Source organism: Thermopirellula anaerolimosa (assembly GCF_054657335.1).
Genome location: NZ_BAAHYX010000006.1, coordinates 200424 through 220490, shown reverse-complemented (window position 1 = coordinate 220490; position 20067 = coordinate 200424). Strand labels below are relative to the sequence as shown.

1 protein-coding gene is annotated in these 20067 nt (G+C 61.2%); it reads left to right on the top strand.

Annotated elements, in window-relative coordinates; genetic code table 11:
- Positions 1–139 precede the first annotated feature (139 nt).
- Positions 140–19987, top strand: a complete 19848-nt coding sequence (locus ACYQ6J_RS06965; RefSeq protein ID WP_460183463.1) for a GEVED domain-containing protein — start codon at positions 140–142, stop codon at positions 19985–19987.
- The last annotated feature ends 80 nt before the right edge of the window (positions 19988–20067 follow it).

Below are 20067 nucleotides of genomic sequence, written 5' to 3'. Positions count from 1 at the left end.
ATCTGCGAAGTCTGGCATTGATTTTTCCGTAATTCGTAATTTCAATGGGTACTGACGGATTTTTCGGCCGCGCTACTACCAGCTTCTTCCATCTCTTAGCAATTCTGCCGTTCGTTTACGCCTGAGGGGGATCCATTCGATGAGGCTTTGGGATTCGATCCGCTTTCTTTCTTCCTTCGGCAGTTCCGCTCGTCCCAAGAAACGCGCTCAAAAGAATTCGGCCCGCAATCAAAAACCTAAAGCCCGACGGCATCGAGGTTTGCGGCTCGAAAAGTTCGAAGATCGCGTCCTCCTCAGCGTGTCTCCCAATAATCCGGATCGGGTGTGGGAGGATACGTTACAGCGGGCTATTGAAGCGGCCTCCGACTTGAACCAGTATTCGGTTCAGCAACTCCAGGCCAGCCATCAATGGGTGGTCGGACTGGCCGACGGCTTGAATCCGCAACTGGTTGCCTCGCTTGTCGGGGGCGAACAGGTTGCCGTCGCCAGCGGCATCAAAGGGGCTTACGTCTTCCAATTCCCCTCGCAAATCTCTTGGGAAACCATCGTTGCGCGATTGGACCAGGTGGAGGGCGTGCAATTTCGCTTTCCGCTCGCCCCGCAACAGTTGGACCGCCGGCTGATTCCCAATGATCCCCTATTCGTCGAGCAGTGGCATTTGCTCAACACGGGCCAATCCGGCGGAACCTTGGGCCAAGATGTTCGAGTCACCGGGGTCTGGGATAACTACCAAGGCGATGGTGTCGTCATCGGTATCGTGGACGACGGTATCGAGACGACACACCCCGACTTGGTCGCCAACTATCGCGCGGATTTGAGTTACGACTACCTGATGGGGGATACCGATCCGCAGGCTGAGACGGGAGACTTCCATGGGACCGCTGTAGCCGGGGTCGCGGCGGCGTCCGGCAATAATAGTTTGGGAGTGACGGGGGCGGCCTTCGATGCCCAACTGGCGGCGTTGCGCCTCATCGGCGGGTCCGTCACAGACCTGCAAATCGCCCAAGCCATCGGACATCGGACCGATGCCATCCAGATTTACAACAATAGTTGGGGCCCCCCGGATGCGGGCGGCGGAATTCCGTTTTCAGTCTTGGCTGGCCCCGGTCCATTGAGCTTGGCGGCATTGCAGCAAGGAATCACGACAGGCCGCGGCGGATTGGGTTCCGTCTACGTTTGGGCCGCCGGTAACGGTCTGCAAGGCAACGACAACTCCAACTACGACGGTTGGGCCAACTCGCGTTACACCATTGCGGTGGCGGCGGTAGACCACGACGGTCGCCAGGCTTGGTACTCCGAACCTGGCGCAAACATCCTTGTGAGCGCCTATTCCAACGGACTCGTCTCGGGCATCTACACCACGGACCGCTTGGGTGAGGATGGGTACAACGTTACGGGGACGGCGGATGGCGATCCGCTGCCGGACATCGATTATACGTCCCAATTCGGCGGAACGTCCTCCGCCGCGCCGCTGGTTTCCGGCATCATCGCCTTGATGCTTCAGGCGAATCCCAACCTCACTTACCGCGACGTTCAATACATCCTGGCCCAGACGGCGAGGATGAATGATGCGAGCGACTCGGGTTGGACCACGAACGCTGCCGGTTACCACATCAATCACAAGTACGGGTTCGGCGTCGTGGATGCCGCTGCCGCCGTCGCCGCGGCACAGACCTGGAAGCCCGTGGGACCGGAATTGGTGCTCGATTCCGGCACGATGACCGTCAGTCGGGTGATCCCGGACAACAATCCGGCCGGAATCTCCTCCGTCGTCAGTGTGGCACCCACGATCAACCACGTGGAGTGGGCCGAGGTCACTGTTGATATCAGCCATCAAAGCCCGGGCGACCTGGAAATCGTCCTGGTCTCTCCCTCCGGCACGCAGTCCGTTTTGGCGGAACCGCACACGCACGACCCGTTCGACAACGGAATTCGCTGGACCTTCACCACGGCCAGGAATTGGGGAGAATCGGCGGGCGGAGACTGGACGCTGATCGTCCGCGATCGCGTCACCGGAACGGTCGGTCAATTGAATTCTTGGCGATTGGCCGTTTATGGACAGCAAATCCCGAGCGTTCCGCCGGATCTGGTCGCCGTCATTCCCAACGAAGGAAGCCTGATTGAGGAAGGAACCGAACTCAACGTCGCGCCGCGCGAACTGATTTTGCGGTTCAACGAGGGTCAACAACTGGACCCGAACACCTTGGGCGCGATTCAGTTCGTTCGGGCGGGCGGTGATGATTCGTTCGCGGAGGGCAACGAGGTCGTCGTCCCGATCGGCTACATCGGCATCGGCGACAAGCCGAATGAGGTCATCGTTCGTTTCGCGGAGAACCTACCCGATGACAAATACCACCTGGTCATCAGGGGTACGGGGGCAAATCCGCTCACGAATTTGGACTCTCCTCCGGTTCCTTTCCGTTTCGATCCCGACCTAGGTGTGGGGCAAGATTTGACGCTGGAATTCGACGTCAATCTCGGCCCGCAAATCCTCGCCGTCGTTCCGCAACCGGTCTATCGCAGCGATATTCGCGTAACCGTGCCCCCCGGCAACCAGATCACGGACGGGCAGACCTTCGTCGTCAGCGACGGGGCGATTCAGGTTACCTTCGAGTTCGAAAATCAAGCGTTGAACAACGGGGTCCAGGCCGGACGCATCGCCGTCCCGTTCCAAACTACGGATTCGGCCGCAACGGTCACGTCGGCGGTCGCCGCAGCCATCATCGGCCAAGGCCTCAATTTGACGGTCAGTTCGGATCCATTGACCGCCCAAATCACTCTGAGCGGTTCCGCCGCCGCTTTCGATCCGCGCACTAGCAAGTTCCAGGTGCGCAGTCTGGAGCAGCGGCGTAGTGTCATCGAGGTCTATCTCAGCAACGATCGGCTTGACGCCAACGCCGCCACGAATCGAGAGTTCTACCAGCTCATATTCACCCAAGGTACTGCGCGACCGGATGACGACACGGTGGTGCTGCCCGTTTCCGTCAGCTACGACGCCGACGCGAACAAGGTGACTCTGGATTTCGGCCAAGATTTGGCCAACCTGGGTACCGGGGCGGCGCGCTTGCGGATCGGAAGCCGTTATCAGGTAGTTCAGACTTGGAATATGAGCGAAGGCGCGGACGCCGGCTCTTCGTTCTACAATTCGTCGCTGGTTTCGGGGTTCGGAAACGCAGGGGCGCCCCAGAGCGTCATCATTTCCGGTGCCATCGTGCCGGAGCGTTATACCCTGGAGTGGCCCGGCGCCGTGGATGAACCGGGACATCGCGATCTTCCCAACTACGACAGCATCCTGATCGAAGACCACTATTTGACGGGCGAGTCCAGCCCGGATGCGTCCACCAGTATCCCGCGCATCCCGTTCTATTTCCCCACCGGCAGCTATAATCTGATCACGGAAGCTCAGAAACAGCGTGCGCGTGAAATCTTCGCGATTTACGGCGAATACCTCGGGATTCAATTCTACGAAAGCGAGACGGGCGGCCTGGCCATCATCACCGGCGACCTGGCGTTGATGGGGCTGCAATCAGCGCCGGGCGGCGTTGGCGGCGTCGCCGGCGGCGGCGTGGCCGTCATGGATTACGCCGAGAATTGGGGGGCCAGCGAATTCGGCGGCGGATGGTTCCAAGTCGCCATGCACGAAATCGGCCACCTGTTGGGCTACGGCCACAGCTACGATCTCTCGCCGTTTGTCATCATGGGCAGTTCCGAAGATGCCACCACGGCGACGGGCTCCTTCGAACCGGTCTTCCCCGGCATGGCCGACATCGTTCACGGTCGCCACATGTACAGGCCGGACAGCACGGACGTCGACATGTACCGCTTCGACCTCCAGGAGCGAGGCATGGTGAGTGCCGAAATCCTGGCCGAGCGGATGGCCAACTCCAGTATGCTGGACGCTGCGATCACGCTTTATCGTCAGGTTGACACGCTTCGCAAGTACGTCGTGATCGAAAACGGCGTGCCCGTCGAGAAGGAATACGTCGAGACCACCTATGAGGTCGTCGCGAGGAACGACGATTTCTACAGCGAGGACTCCGCGCTGGAGATCTACCTACCGGCCGGCACGTACTTCATCGGAGTGAGCGCGTCCGGTAACACGCAATACGACCCCAACATCGACGATACCGGCATCGGCGGAGTAACGCAGGGCGCCTACAAGCTCCGCTTGAACTTCACGCCGGGCGGCGTCGATCCCAACAATCCGACCACATTCCGCGAACCGAACACCGCCAATCCGTCGATGATCATCGACTCGACGGGGTTGTTCCTGGACGGCGACTTGGACGGCGTCCCCGGCGGCGAATACAACTTCTGGTTCAATGTCCAGTCCGAAGCAAACACGCTCTTCGTGGACAAGCTGTCGTTCAACACGGCGCCGGACGGCTCCTTAAGCAAGCCGTTCACGACCATCTCGGGCGCGTTCGCGGCGGCGCGTCCCAACCAGATCGTGCGGATCGTGGGCAATAATTTCGCCAATGACGACCCGAATGCGCCGGCCACGCTGCGAGACAACGTGCCCTACGAGATCGGGCGGCGTTTGGTGGATAATGCCCCCATGGCCGACGGCGTCCGCATGGAGGTGCCGCAAGGCGTGACGGTCATGGTCGACGCCGGGGCCATGATCAAGCTGTTCCGCTCCAACATTACGGTCGGCAGTTTGGCCGAGGGCATCGACCGCAGCAGCGGAGCGTTGCAGGTCCTCGGCATTCCCGGGCTGCCGGTCTACTTCACCTCGTACTACGATGAGTCGCTCGGCCGCGATCCCGAGCCGACCAACAACACCACACCGGCATCCGGCGATTGGGGCGGTATCGTTTTCCGCAACGATCTCGATTACCAGTACATCCGGAACTATAACCCCGCCTCCGGCCTACCGCCGCGCCAGGTGTTGGAAGACCAGGGTATCTTCCTGAACTATGTCAGCCACGCCGACATGCGCTACGGCGGCGGCGAAGTGATCGTGAACGGCGTGCGGTCGGTGTATAACCCGATTCACATGGTCGAGGCGCGACCCACCATCCTATTCAATAGCATCAGCCGCAGCGCCGACGCCGCAATGTCGGCCGACCCCAACAGCTTCGCGGATACGAAATTCCAAAGCTGGGATCCGGCGCAGCCCTACACCGTGGAGTACGATCGCGTCGGACCTACCATCCGCGGCAATTACGTCGTAGATAACTCGATCAATGGCCTCTACGTCCGCATCAAGACCGCCGCAGGTGGAGCGACGAAGAAGCTTACCACTTTCGGTCGATGGGATGATTGGGACATCGTCCATTACGTGCCCGAGAACCTGGCGATCGCGGGCACGCCGGGCGGCGCCCTCCAACGGGCCTCTACGGCTCCCAGCGTCTCCCTGGCGAACGATTTCCGCATCCAAACCTCCGCGGCAAGTGTGGGATTGGACGGCCAGTATTTCTCCATTTATGACGGTCGGACGCGTGTGGTGTTCGAGTTCGACAATGGGGACGGCGTTGTGGCCGGTCGCGTCGCGGTGCCGTACAGCTTGACGGATTCCGCGACGCAAGTCGCCGCCTCCTTGGCCGCGGCCATCAACGCGGCTTCCGTGTCGCGCGGCTTGGAAGTGACGGCCGGTGCGGTCGGCGCCAACGTGAACCTCACGCAGCGCGGCGCTCAATTGAAAGTCGAAGGTCTGGGAAATCTGGAGGCGCGAATCGACTCCCGATTGCAAGTCGATCCGGGCGTGATCGTCAAGTTGCAGGGCAGTCGCATCGAGACCGAGATCGGTGCTCAACTCATCGCCGAGGGGCGTCCCGGATTTGCGGAGACGGTGCCGGGCTACAAGGTGGTCTTTACCTCCGTGATCGACAATCGTTACGGTGCGGGCGGAACGTTCAATACGGCACAGAATACCAGCGGCCAGCAACCCGGCAAGGGTGATTGGGGCGGAATCGGCTTCGCTCCGCTGTCCGAGGGCAGTATCGATCAGGCGATCATCGCGTACGCCGGAGGCCAGACGGCGATCGAGGGCGGTTTCGCGGGCTTCGATCCCATCGAGATTCGGCAGGCGCACGTCCGCATCGCCAACACCCGATTCGAGCATAACGGCGCGAATTCGGCCGGCGATCGAAACGGGCGCGGCTTCATCACACCGGCCACCATTTACGTCCGAGGCGCTCAGCCCGTCATCGTCAACAATCGCTTCGTCGACAACTCCGGGCACATCGTCTCCGTGGATGTCAACGCGCTCAATGCATGGGAAGTGCCTGACTGGGGACGTAGCACCGGCCAGATCGACGTCTTCTCCGAGTTCGACGGCAACCAGGGGCCGTTGGTCGCGTTAAACCGCATGACCGGCAATCAATTCAACGCCATGGAGGTCCGTGCCGGTGAATTGACCACGCAAGGCGTGTGGGACGACACCGACATCGTGCACGCGGTGTACGGCGAAATCGTGATCGGAAATTACCACCACGAGGGCGGCTTGCGATTGCAAAGCGCGCCCACTCAAAGTCTGGTGGTCAAACTGTGGGGCCAGGACGCCGGATTCACGGCCTCCGGTCGGCCTCTCGAGTACGACGACCGAATCGGCGGCATCCTTCAAGTCGTCGGTCAACCGGGCTATCCCGTGGTGCTGACCTCTTTGGCTGATGATTCGGTCGGCGCGGGTCTCGACATCTTCGGCAACCCGCAGTACGACACCAACGGCGACGGTGCGAGCACCGCCGCCCCCGGTCAGTGGCGGAGCGTCCGTTTTGATCGCTACAGTCACGATCGCAACTTGGCTACGATTATCGAACGCGAGACCGCCACCGGCAGCGTGACCGATATCAACGCGTATCCGCAGCGGGCTCAGTACATGGGCCAATTGGCGCCCAACGAAAAGGCCGGCGACGACAACCTGCGTCTGGGATTCGACATCTACGGGGCCGTGCGTTATGACGAGCGCACCGACTCGGACGTCTACAGCTTCGATGCCTCGGCCGGCACCGAGATCTGGATCGACATCGACCGTTCGACGTTCGCCTTGGACACGATCATCGAATTGATCGACGCCGACGGCAACGTGCTTGCCCGGAGCGATAATTCCCTGACCGAGACGCCGCAAGGCTCGGTGACGACCCTCGCATATCCCATGAATCGTGATCCGTGGATTCGCTCCACCTCCAGCGATCCGGCGGAGCAAGGCGACTTCTACAGCATGAACCCGCGCGACGCGGGCTTGCGGTTGGTTCTGCCGGGTCCGGCGGGCGAAGTGCGGACCTATTACGTGCGTGTCCGAAGCGTCATTGCGATATCTCAAATCCCGACGGGCGTCAACGCCGCGGAGGGAGCCCAGTTTATCGTGTCCGACGACTTCCAGAGCATTGTCTTCGAGTTCGACCGAGACGGTACGCTGTCCGATCCATCGGCTGTGGCGGTCTCCGTCGCTAACGGGATGACCGCCGATCAGGTGGCCGCCGCGATTACGACGGCGATCAACGGGCAGAAGTTGGCCAAGAACTTCGAGATCACCGCTCGTTACGAGAATGGGAAGATATTCCTAGACGGCGTCCGCGCCCAATTCAACCCGCTGACCTCGTCGATGCGACTCCTCGCCAACACGGCGGGAAACTACCAGTTGCAAGTCCGATTGCGGGAAATGCAGGAAGTGGCGGGTTCCACGGTCAAGTACGCCGACGTCCGTTACGCCACGAACGGCATTGAAGTGCTCGGCTTCCCGCAACACCATCCGCTGCTCGGCGAGGTTGCGGAAACCACCGCCGCCAACGACGCCATTGGCAACGCGCAGCCCTTGGGCAACCTGCTCCGCATGGATCGCAACACGATTTCGGTTGCCGGTTACTTGAGCGGGCGGACCGACGTCGACTGGTACAGCTTCCAAATCGACTTGCAGGGTATCCAGTCCATCGGCGGTTTGAACGACCTCGGAAGCATCTTTTCCACCATTTTCGACATCGACTACGCGGACGGCATGGCTCGGCCGGACCTGGCGATTTGGGTATTCGATAGCCAGGGGCGGCTGATCCTTCGCAGCAACGATTCCAACATCGCCGACGATATGGCGCTCGTGGTGAGCAACGCCATCGAGGACCTCAACCGAGGTTCCGTCTGGAATCGAGATCCGTACATCGGGCCGGTTTACCTGCCGGAAGGTGCGAATACCACGTACTACGTAGCCGTCACCTCGGCCCTGGCCACACCGCAAGTCCTGTCCTCGGTCATCGGCGGAACCTGGAGCGCTGACTCGACGGCCAACCCGCTCGTCCGAATCGAACCGGTCAACTCGGTGGAGCGGATCGTTGAAGAGCACATCGACTCCGGCCCAGCCTCAGGAATAACAGCCGCTCAACAACGACTCAGCCTGGTACCGGACGAGTTCAAGCTGGGCGACGTGGTCTTTTACACGCTCACCGGGACGGACCTTTACACGGTCGATCCGTTCACAGGTCAGGTCGAGACGGATGTCACCGACTGGGCCGATCCCTATTTGCCCGGTAGTCCTAACATCGTTTACCACGACATCGCGATGCGCAACGACGGGCGGTTGATGACCGTCAGCCAAGGTCCCGGCGTCGACTTCAATCCGCGGTATCGTGAATTCGACACGGGTAACGCCAACAATCTGGCAGTCGATGTTGACACCGGGATCAACATCATCCGCCGCGATCCCGGCAACCTGAATAACCTTCAGAACGATCCCAACAACAGCCTCTACGTCGAGGCGATGGTTCATTATTTGCAGAACACCGGCAATTTGGGCCGGCAAGTGATGATCGTCGGCAACGTGCCGAATCCCGACTTGGGCGGCGGCGCTGGAATTACTTCGGGGCGAAATCTGGTGTGGATGCTGTCACCCTCGGGAACGGCGATCAACCACCCGGCGATCAACAACGGGCAGGCTGCCGCCGGGGATCGTCTCTTCAGCAATATCGTGCCGATCGGGCAACTGTTTACCGCTCCGACTTTGATCGCCAACCCCGCTTCGCAAACGGATCCGATTTACTCGTTCGGGGGCGGCGTCCAACCTCGCGACTTCGCCGACGGCCATTGGTTCGCCGTGACCGACGCCGGCGGAACCACCGTGAATTTCGAATTCGACTTGGGACTCGATGTTCGCATGGATCCCCAGGGCGCCGCGGCCTTCCGCGACGGACAAACCTTCAGCTTGGTCAACGTCAACAACGGTTTGACGTACACGTTCGAATTCGACAGCGGTCCGGTAGTCGTCCTCCCGGCCTCGGCGGGTGCTTCGCTCGACGGCGTGACGGTCACCATTTGGGGGAGTACGCTGGGCGGCGGAACCACTTCCGTCACATTCGAATTCGACAACAACAACACGCTGACGAACAACAACAATGTTCGCGTCGGCTTCAATAACGGCGATACCGGCGCCATTCTTGCCAACTCGTTGGTCAACGCCATCAACGCCCAGGGCGCCTTCACGGTGGTGGCCGGTTCCGTAAACAATCGCGTTACTCTGATTAACGATTCCACAGGCAACCCGCCCGCCTCGAGTGATCCCGCTCAGGTGGCGATCCAAGGCACGCACGGCGCCTCATCCGGGACGCCAATTTCCTTCGAGGAGACTTGGACGTCGCAACAACTCGGCCAGCAGATCGAATCGATCGTCGACTCGAGCGCAGGTGGCATCGATGCAAGTTACGCCTTCCGATCCACCACCACCACGAACCCCAACAGCCCGGGCGATCGCCTCACGTTCCTCAACGCCAGTGTGTTCTCATCCACCGCTCCACTGACGCTGATCGCGGGTGCCCACGACGTGACTCCGGGACGCGTCCGAGTACCAATTGGGGCGGGTTACACGCCGCAGCAAGTCGCCCAAGCGATGGCCAATGCCATCAACAGCGCCGCCTTCTTGGCCGGCGCGACCGTAAGTGGAGCGACGGTGGAATTGGCGAACGTCGATAGCTTGAATCCGGTGGCCATTACCAACGCTCCGCAACTCGACTTCGCGGGCGAAGGCGTCGGCGGCGACATTACGGGGATGGCCTATATTGGGAACACGCTCTACGCGGTCTCCAACACGGGCGGTTTGTATTACATCACCAATGTCAGCGCGTATGCTAACGGCGGTTCGTGGGGCTTTCGACCGGTCGATCCCCAGAGCGGACCGCGATTCTTCACTCGCGTTCCGGGTGCCGGCCCTCAACTGCACTACATCGGCCAAGTCGTCAATCCGACCACGGGTCAACCCATCGCTTTCTCCGGTCTGGCGACCGGTCCGCAAAATGCTGAGGGCGGCAAGTATGCCGAAACGCTTTTCGCATCCGATACGGCGGGAAATGTGTATGCTCTGACGACGACCGGCGCGCTGGCGGGAGCATTTCTGGATGGGGCCGTCAGCGTCAATCCGCCTACGGTCGGGAATATCTACGGCATCGACTTCTCGCCGGTCGACTACAACTTGTGGCATTGGACGGATCGCCGATGGAGCGATCAGGGACACGGCGTCTATCAGACGTACGACGATAGCCGCGTACCGGCGGAAGGCTATGACCCGCTGCTGGAAGGCAACCGCAGCTATTACTTCGGTCTGGATGATCCTACGGACGGCGACGGCAACCAAAATCAGCCCGGCGCCGACAACTTTACGACCAACCAAAACAGCGACGGCAGCCGGCTGTTCACGTACAACTTGCCGGGTGGTGCCCACGGAAGTCTCACCAGCGGCACGTTCAGCCTTGCCGGCTACAGCCCCGCGGACAAGCCGACCCTGTATTTCAACTACTACGCGGAAACGGAGAATAGCGCCGACTTCGACTCCGTGCGAGTTTTCATCTCGAACGACGGCGCAAACTGGACGTTGATGGCCACCAATACGGACCTCAACGACGCCAATCTTATCGGTCCTAGTCGGGACACGGGACCTCTCGGCGGATACATCCGCGAAGTCATCGATTTGGGCGGTAATTGGCGGCAAGCGCGGTTGGACCTCAGCCAATTCGCCGGACTCGACAATCTCCGAATCCGTTTCGACTTCAGCACGGCCAGCGACATGGATGTCGGCAATGTCACGACGACGGGCGAATACCTGACGGCACCCGACGCCGCCGAGTTGCACGACGGAGCCACTTTTGCCGTGGACGGTGTCACGTTCGAGTTCGATCTCGGATACGCCCTGGTCATTCCCAACGCGGCAGGCGTGCGGATCGCGGACGGGGAAACCATCACGATCAGCGACGGTTCCTCCACGACGACCTTGGAGTTCGATAAGAACGGCACCGTATTGTCCGGAAACGTCGCCGTTCCCATCGACGATACGATGACGGCACGACAGTTGACGGATGCCTTGGCTGGGGTGGTCAACGGCCTGGGGCTGAATCTCAGCGCCTACGTTCCCGGCGATGTCGTCTTCAGCGGTGCCAACGGTAATCGAATCTTCTTGGTTGGTGCTCAAACCGTGACCTTGGGGGCCGCCCAGATCTTGCTGGAAGGGAGCACTCCCGGTCAAATCACCGCGAGCAATGTGCCCGTTTACCTCCGGCCCGACATGACTCAGCTCGAGGTTTCGAAGCTGATCACCGACGCGGTCAATCGCCAGTTCCGGGCTACACCGAACTCGATCTTCGTTCCGAACAGTGCGACGGCGGCGGGGCTCAACAATTCGGCCGTCACCGTGACGGCCCTGGACGCTCGTAATGTCCCGGCTTATGCCTTGTTAGGTTTCACGACATCGTTTGCGACGCCGTTGATTGTCAATCCCGCGAGTCTCGGCCTTCCGCCGGGAGTTCGGGCCGATTACGCCGTCATCGTCGGATTGCAAGGCGCGACGACGCCGCAGGACATCGCAGCCCGGATTTCGGCGGCGATCAATCTGTTGAATACCGGCGCGGGCCTGCAAATCTCGGCGGTGGTGTTGAATCAAACCGTTCAGCTCGGCGGACCGCAAGCCGCGTTCGACGGCACGAATCCGGCCAACCCGACCGCCAGTCCGCTGAAGGAGGCCGATCTCAACCAGACGACCATCAAGCTGGACGAACTGACCGACAGTCGCGGCCAGACCGAACCGCTGATGCGGCTGTTCGGCCACCCGGTGACGGACTCCGGCCCGTTGTCTTGGAGCAACGCTTTGCAGGGAGATACGACCTCCAAGAATTACGGCGCAACCGCTCGCGGTAATAATCGCTTCTACGATTTCCGTCGCGGCCAGAATAACAGCTTCGAGGGTTGGTACATCGATGACATCATCATCGGCTTTGCCGAACGGGGCGAGATGATCACCAATGCACCGGCCGGTAACACCGGATTCGATTTCATGCGGGCGCCGCTGGTCAACGAGCCTGTCGTCGTCACCGGCAGTTACCAACTCGAGATTCGTCGCGGTGATGAATTCGGTACGCTGGTACTTGATCCGTACCGAGTGGTCCCGCTGGCTGCGCAGGCGAACACCAACGACCGCTGGACAACCGGCTACACGCTCCAATTCCCGGCGGCGAGCAACATCGGTCACGGCGATCGCTTCTGGATCAACGACGGCGTGCGAGAACAGACGTTCGTCTTCCTCGACAGCACGGTCGGCACGAGCGTTCCGCTCAATCCGCCGTTGGACGGCAGCGAAGTGCCGGTTTACTTCCAGGCTTCGTGGAGCGCCGGCCAAGTCGCCAACGCCGTCGCGGCGGCGGTTAACGCGGCCCGAGACGCCGGGCGCCTGATGGTCAGCGCGGCATCCATCAACACCAGCGAGAGGGTGGACCTCTGGGGCGCGACGTACGTCGGCGGCAGCATCGGCGGTGTCGCACCGCAGTCCCTGCAACACATCTCGTACGGGGTCGTGGAGGGAACGGGCTTGCCCAACGAGACCGTGAAATTCTCGAACGGTGCGGGCAATCCCGTTATCGGCGAGCGCAACGCCTTCCGTGAAAAGGGTCAGATCATCGTCGAGAACACCTCGGTCTTCCACGCCTCCGAATACGGAATCCGTGTGGAACCCGCCGCCCGCGAACCGGGATCCAACGCTCCGCATCCAGCTTCCGGGCGGACGATGAACGCTCCCAATCAATTGGTGGCGGGCGTGACGTTGCAAAACAACTTGGTCGCCTTCAACACACAAGGCGGCATCCGCATCAGCGGTGAGGTCGGCCAACCCACCGGCGCCATCCCCTTTGTTCGCGTGGTGAACAACACGGTGTACGGCGGCTTGGCCCCGAACGGCGTGGGGATCACGGTCGTCAACAACGCCGGCCCGACGCTGCTTAACAACGTGGTAGCCAACCTCAACACGGGCATCCTGGTGGATGCGTCGTCCAATCCGAACACGGTCTTAGGCGGCAACGCCTATCAAGGCAACAACGCCAACGTCCAGGGGCGAGGGTTGGGTACCTTCGACCGCGTCCTGGCCGCCGGAGCGCCGCTGTTCGTCGATCCCGCCAACTACAACTTCATCCCCGACCAAGGCTCGGAGATCATCGACAGTTCGATCGATTCCTTGCAGGAGCGGTTCGCTTATTACAATTCCGTTCTGCAACCGATCGGCATTTCGGCCTCGCCGATCATCGCACCGACCTTCGACTTGTATGGTCAATTGCGGAAGGATGATCCGGCGGTCAATCCGCCTCCCGGCGGCGGTCTCAGCGTCTACAAGGACCGCGGCGCCGTCGACCGCGTGGATTTCCGAGGTCCGACCAGCGGCTTGATCGAACCGTTGGACAACGACGGTGCGGGAGTGGATCGCGATCGACGACTGAACGACGTGTTCGTCGCCGGTCAGCGTGTCTTCCGCTTTGCCGTGAAACTGCTGGACGAGGACGGCGTGGGAATCAACGACCGCACGGTCGTGCCGGGTGCCGTCTCCGTGTACCGCGGCGACGTGTTGCTCGAGGAGGGCAAGGACTACTTCTTCCAGTACCAACCGGTGGATGACATCATCTACCTGGTGCCCGCCTCCGGCGTCTGGTCCATTGGGCACATTTACAAGATCGTGCTCGATAATCAGGCTATACGCGACTTGGCGAACAATCCGCTTCAGCCCAATCGGGGCGACGGGACCACGTTCTTCACAGTCAACGTGGCGGGCATCGACTTCGGTGATGCGCCGGACGGTCCCTATCCCACCACACTGAAGAACAACGGTGCCAGCCATATCATCGTGCCGGACCTCTACCTGGGAAGCGGCGTGAGCAGCGAAGCCGACGCTCGCCAAAACGCCACGGCCACCGGCGACACCTTCGACGACGGCGTGTTGTTCGACGCCGGCCTGCTCATCGGCGGCGATACGCAGATCCGCGTCGTCGCGTCCGCCGAAGGCTATCTGGATGCCTGGATCGACCTGAACATGGACGGCGACTGGACCGACGCGGCCGAAAAGGTGTTCAACTCCGTGCTGCTTCAGCCCGGTGTAAACCTTTTGACGGTGAACCTGCCGTCGGGACTGGCTCCCGGTCAGACCTTCGCTCGCTTCCGTCTGAGCAGCGCGGGCGGTTTGAATCCCACCGGCGTTGCCCAAGACGGCGAGGTCGAAGACTACCTGGTCGAGTTGGTGCCGTACCACGAAGATTACGGCGACGCTCCGGACTCCTACGGCACGACTCGCGGCGTGGACGGCGCTCGACACCGACTCGGTTCGGGATTGTACCTGGGTGCCGCCGTGGACGCGGAATTGGACGGCAAGCCGACGGTCCCGGCGGACGGCGACGACAAGGCGGGCATCGACGATGAGGACGGCGTACTGTTCCTGGATGCCCTCGTACCTGGCAGTCCCGTCGAAGTACAGGTCGTCGTCTCGCAGCCGAACGCCTATCTGCAAGGCTGGGTGGACTTCAACCGCGACGGCGATTTTGCGGACCCCGGCGAGCAAATCTTCGTCAATCAACCCCTCGCCTCGGCGGGAACGCACAGTCTATTCTTCACCGTTCCGCAAGACGCGGTCCTGGGGACGACCTACGCCCGCTTCCGAATCAGCACCGATATGAACTTGGCTCCCACAGGCTTTGCCAACGACGGCGAGGTCGAAGACTACCGGACGGCGGTCGTGGATGCTCCGCTCGACTTCGGCGACGCCCCGGCGCCGTATCCGACTCTGGCCGCCGACGGCGGAGCGCGACACCGGGTGGTCCGAGGATTCCATTTGGGTCAATCGGTGGATTATGAGTTGGACGGCCAACCCGACGCGACGGCGACCGGCGACGATAATACCGACCAGGCCGATGAAGACGGCGTGATCTTCAACACGCCGCTGCTGACCGGCGAATTGGCGACCATCACGGTCTACGCCTCGCAATCCGGCGGCTATCTCAACGCGTGGATCGACTACAACGCCGACGGCGACTGGAACGATCCGGGCGAACAGATCTTCGCGGACCAATCGCTGGCGGCGGGCAACAACGTGCTGCAATTCCGCGTTCCGCGCGAGTTGGAGTCCGCGGATACCTTCGCTCGCTTCCGCTTCAGCCACACGCCCGGCCTGTTGCCGTACACGCCGGCGGGGGAAACCGTCGTTCCCGACGGCGAAGTGGAAGACTATCTCGTCCGCGTGATCGCCGGGACCTCCTCCATCAGCGGCTACAAGTTCAACGATCTCAACGCCAACGGCGTGTGGGATCGACAGCCGAGTGCCGATGTGCCCGCCGTGACCATTCTGCCTCCGGGTGCGGGCAACATCATTTTGCCCGCCGGCGACGACATGGCCAGCGGCGCCATTCCGCTGGGATTCGATTTCGAATTCTTCGGCAAGGCCTACAACCAAATCTACGTGTCCACGAACGGCATCGTCACCTTTGCCAATCCGCTTAGCGCGTTCTCGGCTGCCGGGTTCCCGCAAGGTGAGCCGATGCTGGCGCCCTTCTGGGCGGACGCGGACACGCGGGGCGTGGGCCAGATCCGAATGCAGCAAGGCACCAGTTCCCGCGGGAACCCCGTCGTGCAAATCGACTGGGTCAACGTGGGATACTACAACCAACACAACGACAAGCGGAATACGTTCTCGTTGTACATCGAGGACGATCCCGGCGGCGACGTCGTGGCCTTCTACTACCACAACATGGAGTGGACCACCGGCGACGGGTTCGGCGTCAACGGTTTTGGCGCCCCGGGCGCACAGATCGGATACGATGCGGGCGACGGCTTGAACTACCTCAGCGTAGCCCGGCCTTCGACCCCCGCCGACCTCACCGCGCTTTTGGCACAGCGGCAATACGCATTCCGTTTCGATCCCAACACGGGCCGACCGTTCGGCGTGGAACCGGGCTTGCCGGGCGTGCAGGTCTACGTGGATCTCAACAATAACGCCGTACTCGATTCCTTCGAACCGGTGGCGGTCACGCAGTTGGATGATCCCTCCACGCCCAACGTGGATGAAACGGGCTTCTATCAATTCACCGGACTGTTTGCAGGTTCCTACACCGTCCGCGAAGTGGTCCCGAGCGGTTGGATTCAGACTTATCCGACGGCGGGACTGGTACTGCCCGACGGGCAGACCCGGCACCTCCGAGCGCCTGCGGGATCGTCCATTACGGACGGTCAGCGGTTCACCATCTCCAACGGCACCACCGTGGTGACCTTCGAGTTCGATTCGAACAGCACCGTCACCGCCGGAAACCGTCGGATACCGTTCAATACGACCGATAGCGCTACGGTCATCGCCGCCTCGGTGATGAACGCGATCAACGCCGTGGCCGGATTCGGTGTTACGGCAACCGCTGAGGCCGATCTCGTGCATCTGGCGGGATCGACCGTGATCTTCGATCCGCTCACCAGCCCGCTGGTCGACGCCACGACCCGGAGCGGCAACGACGGATCTTACTCGGTCACCTTGGCCACGGGCGAGAATCTGACCGACGTCAACTTCGGCAACTACAAGCTGGCGCACGTTGTGGTGGACGATGTCGCCGTGGCCGAGGGGAATAGCGGTCGCACCCGCGTCCGCGTGACCGTCGAAGTCTCCGATTCGTTCGGCGCGCCCATCTCATTCAATTACCAGACGGCGGACGGCACGGCGACCACGGCGAATAACGACTACATTCCGGCCTCCGGCACGTTCGTCTTCACGCCGCAGGGTATTCCTACTCCGACCTGGAACACGGAACTGCTCACGCTCAACTCGGTCAATGATTACGACTTCAGCGTGTGGCAAGACCGCGTGGTTTGGGAAACCTTCGACGGGCAGGACTGGGAGATCTACCTGTTCGACGGCACGAGCACGCGGCGATTGACCGACAACACCACGGATGACCGGTTTGCGTCGATCCACGGTCACTATGTCGTGTGGTCCGGGTTCGACGGTCAGGACTACGAAATCTATCTGTACGATATCAACACCGACAGTACTCGGAAGCTGACCGACAACGACTTCGACGACAAGGACCCGCAGGTCTCGGACGACTTGGTCGCTTGGTGGGGGAACCCCGGCGGCGTCCAGCAAATCTTCGCGTACGACATCGCCGCGGGCGGTGATCCCATCAATATTTCGAACAACGGGTTCAACAATTACCTGCCGGTTGTGTCGGGGCGTAACGTGGCGTGGTACGCGTTCGACGGTTTCGACAATGAAATCTACGTCTACGCCTACGGTTCGACTCGCCGCGTGACCAACAACACGCTGGACGATCGTTTCCCGCGGATCGATGGGAACAACGTGGTCTGGCAACAGCACGACGGCGGCGATTGGGAGATCGCGCTGTACGACATCGCCACGAACACCACCACGATCTTGACCTCCAACAATCGGGATGACATGCATCCCGAGATTTCCGGCAACAACGTGGTGTGGGAAGGCAATGACGGCACGGACCTCGAGATATATTACATCAACTTGAATCTCGGACCGGCCTCGTTGCGAAAAGTTACCGATAACAACGTTCCGGATGAGTTGCCGCGCGTCCACGGCAACGAATTGGTGTGGCACGCCTTTGTCAACGGCAATTGGGAAGTGTACTACACCGATTTGAGCACAACCGGCATCCCGCGGAACATTTCCAACAATCCGGGCTACGACTGGTATCCCGTGATTAGCGAGGATCTGGCCGTTTGGCGTCGGTTCGAGGGCGGCAACTACGAGATCGTCGTCGCTCGGCAGCAACCCGCCACGGCCAAGGCCACGATCGAACTGGAGATCGTGGGCGATACGCGGATCGAGGCCGACGAGAACTTCTTCCTGAACATCAGCAGTCCGCAATTGGCCGTGATCGACGATCCGCAAGCGCAAATCTGGATCCTGAATGATGACGGCAGCATGGACTACGGGGATGCTCCGGCACCCTATCCCACAACCTTGGCCGACAACGGCGCACGACACCTGACCGGTTCGCTGCGTTTGGGCGCTCGCATCGATGCTGAAGGAGACGGACGTCCGAGCGTCGCCGCCGACGGAGACGATACCTTCATCTCGGATGATGAGGACGGCGTCGTCTTCGGTTCGCAACTTCTGCTCGGTGGAACCGCCGTCATCGATGTGACGGCTTCCGCGGCAGGGAAGCTGGATGCCTGGATCGACTTCAATCGGGACGGCGATTGGAATGATCCCGGCGAGCGCATCTTCAGCGGTCGCTCGCTCTCCGCGGGTGTCAACACCTTGAGCTTCGATATCCCGTCGGATGCTCGCGTGGGCGACACTTACGCCCGGTTCCGCTTCAGCAGCCAGGGCGTCAGCGCCCCGACCGGCTACGCACCCGACGGCGAGGTCGAGGATTACCGCCTCACTCTCGCGGTTTCGACCGCTCAGGTGGTTCGGCAGGGTCGCGTGGTTTTCGTCACGGGCGGCAGCGGCGAGGATCAGGTGAGCATCAGCACCGCGGGTACGCTGCACACGGTGATCGTCAACGGAACCGCCTACAATTATTCCACGGCCGACGTGGACGACGTACGATTCGACGGGGCGGGCGGGCGCGATACCGTGACCTTCAGCGGCACGGCGGCGGATGAACTGTTCGTGCTGCAACCCACCGCGGGCACGATGACGCGAACCGGTTTCAAGGCCTCGGCCGTCAACGTGGAACGCTTCATCGTCTTCGGAAACGGCGGTACCGATGCCGCTCAGTTGTACGACAGCACCGGCGATGACGCCCTAGAGATTCGGCCGGGCCGGGCTACGATGGTCGGCCCCGGATACTCTTACGAAGTCAACAGCGTGGACTTCGTGCACGGGTACGCGTCCACCGGCAATGATCGCGCCGATCTGTACGATACGACGGGCGACGACACCTTCACGGCTGACGCCAACCAGGCCCGCCTGGTCGGACCGGGCTATCTCGCCAGGGCCAAACAGTTCGACGCGGTGCGAGCGTTCTCCTCCGGTTCCGGAGCCGATTCCGCCTCCATTACCGGTGCGACCGCCGATGACATGATCCAAACCACGCCGACCTCGGCGGAGTTGGAAAATGCCGGATTCAGCATCGCGGCTTACTCATTCGATGAGGTCACCATCGACGGGAATGGCGGCAACGACGTGGCCCAACTCTATGACTCTGCCGGCGATGATTGGTTCATTGCTCGGCCGGGCAAGAGCACTCTGACCGGGCCCGGTTATGCCGTGACGGTGAACAACGTGGGTATCGTTCACGCATACGCCACCACCGGCTTGGATGTCGCTCAGTTGTATGATACGACCGGCAACGACACGTTCATCATGACGCCCGATTATGCCCGCGTCACCGGCACCGGTTACATGGCCCGCGCGAAGGCCTTCGACTACGTCCACGGCTATTCGATCGGCGGATTCGACACGGCGCGGATGTACGGTTCCAGCGGCAAGGATGACCTCATCGCGACGCCCGAGTATTCGCGGCTGAAAGGCCCCGGCTACTATCTCCGAGCGAAGTTCTTCGAACGAGTGGAAGCCTACGGCGGTGGCGGCGTCGACACGGCGAACGTCTACGATTCGGCGGGCGTCGATCACTTGCAGGCCACGCCGGACTACATGCTGTTGCAGAACCCGAGCCTGCCTTACTACGTGTGGTTGACTCAGTTCGAAAAGGTCAAGGCACGAGGAAACAGCCCCTACAACACCAAGCACGTCGAGGGGATTGTCGATTACCTCATCGCCAAGGGCTTCTGGACCGACGTTTGACGGTGATGCGAGTCGCGGGTAGCCGCCCGCATGATCTCGCCTGAAATGACTTGAGGGATTCGCCGGCGATGCCGAGCGGA

Coding starts and splice junctions, on each gene's coding strand:
- ACYQ6J_RS06965 (WP_460183463.1), top strand. CDS start 140: ATGAGGCTTTGGGATTCGATCCGCTTTCTTTCTTCCTTCGGCAGTTCC.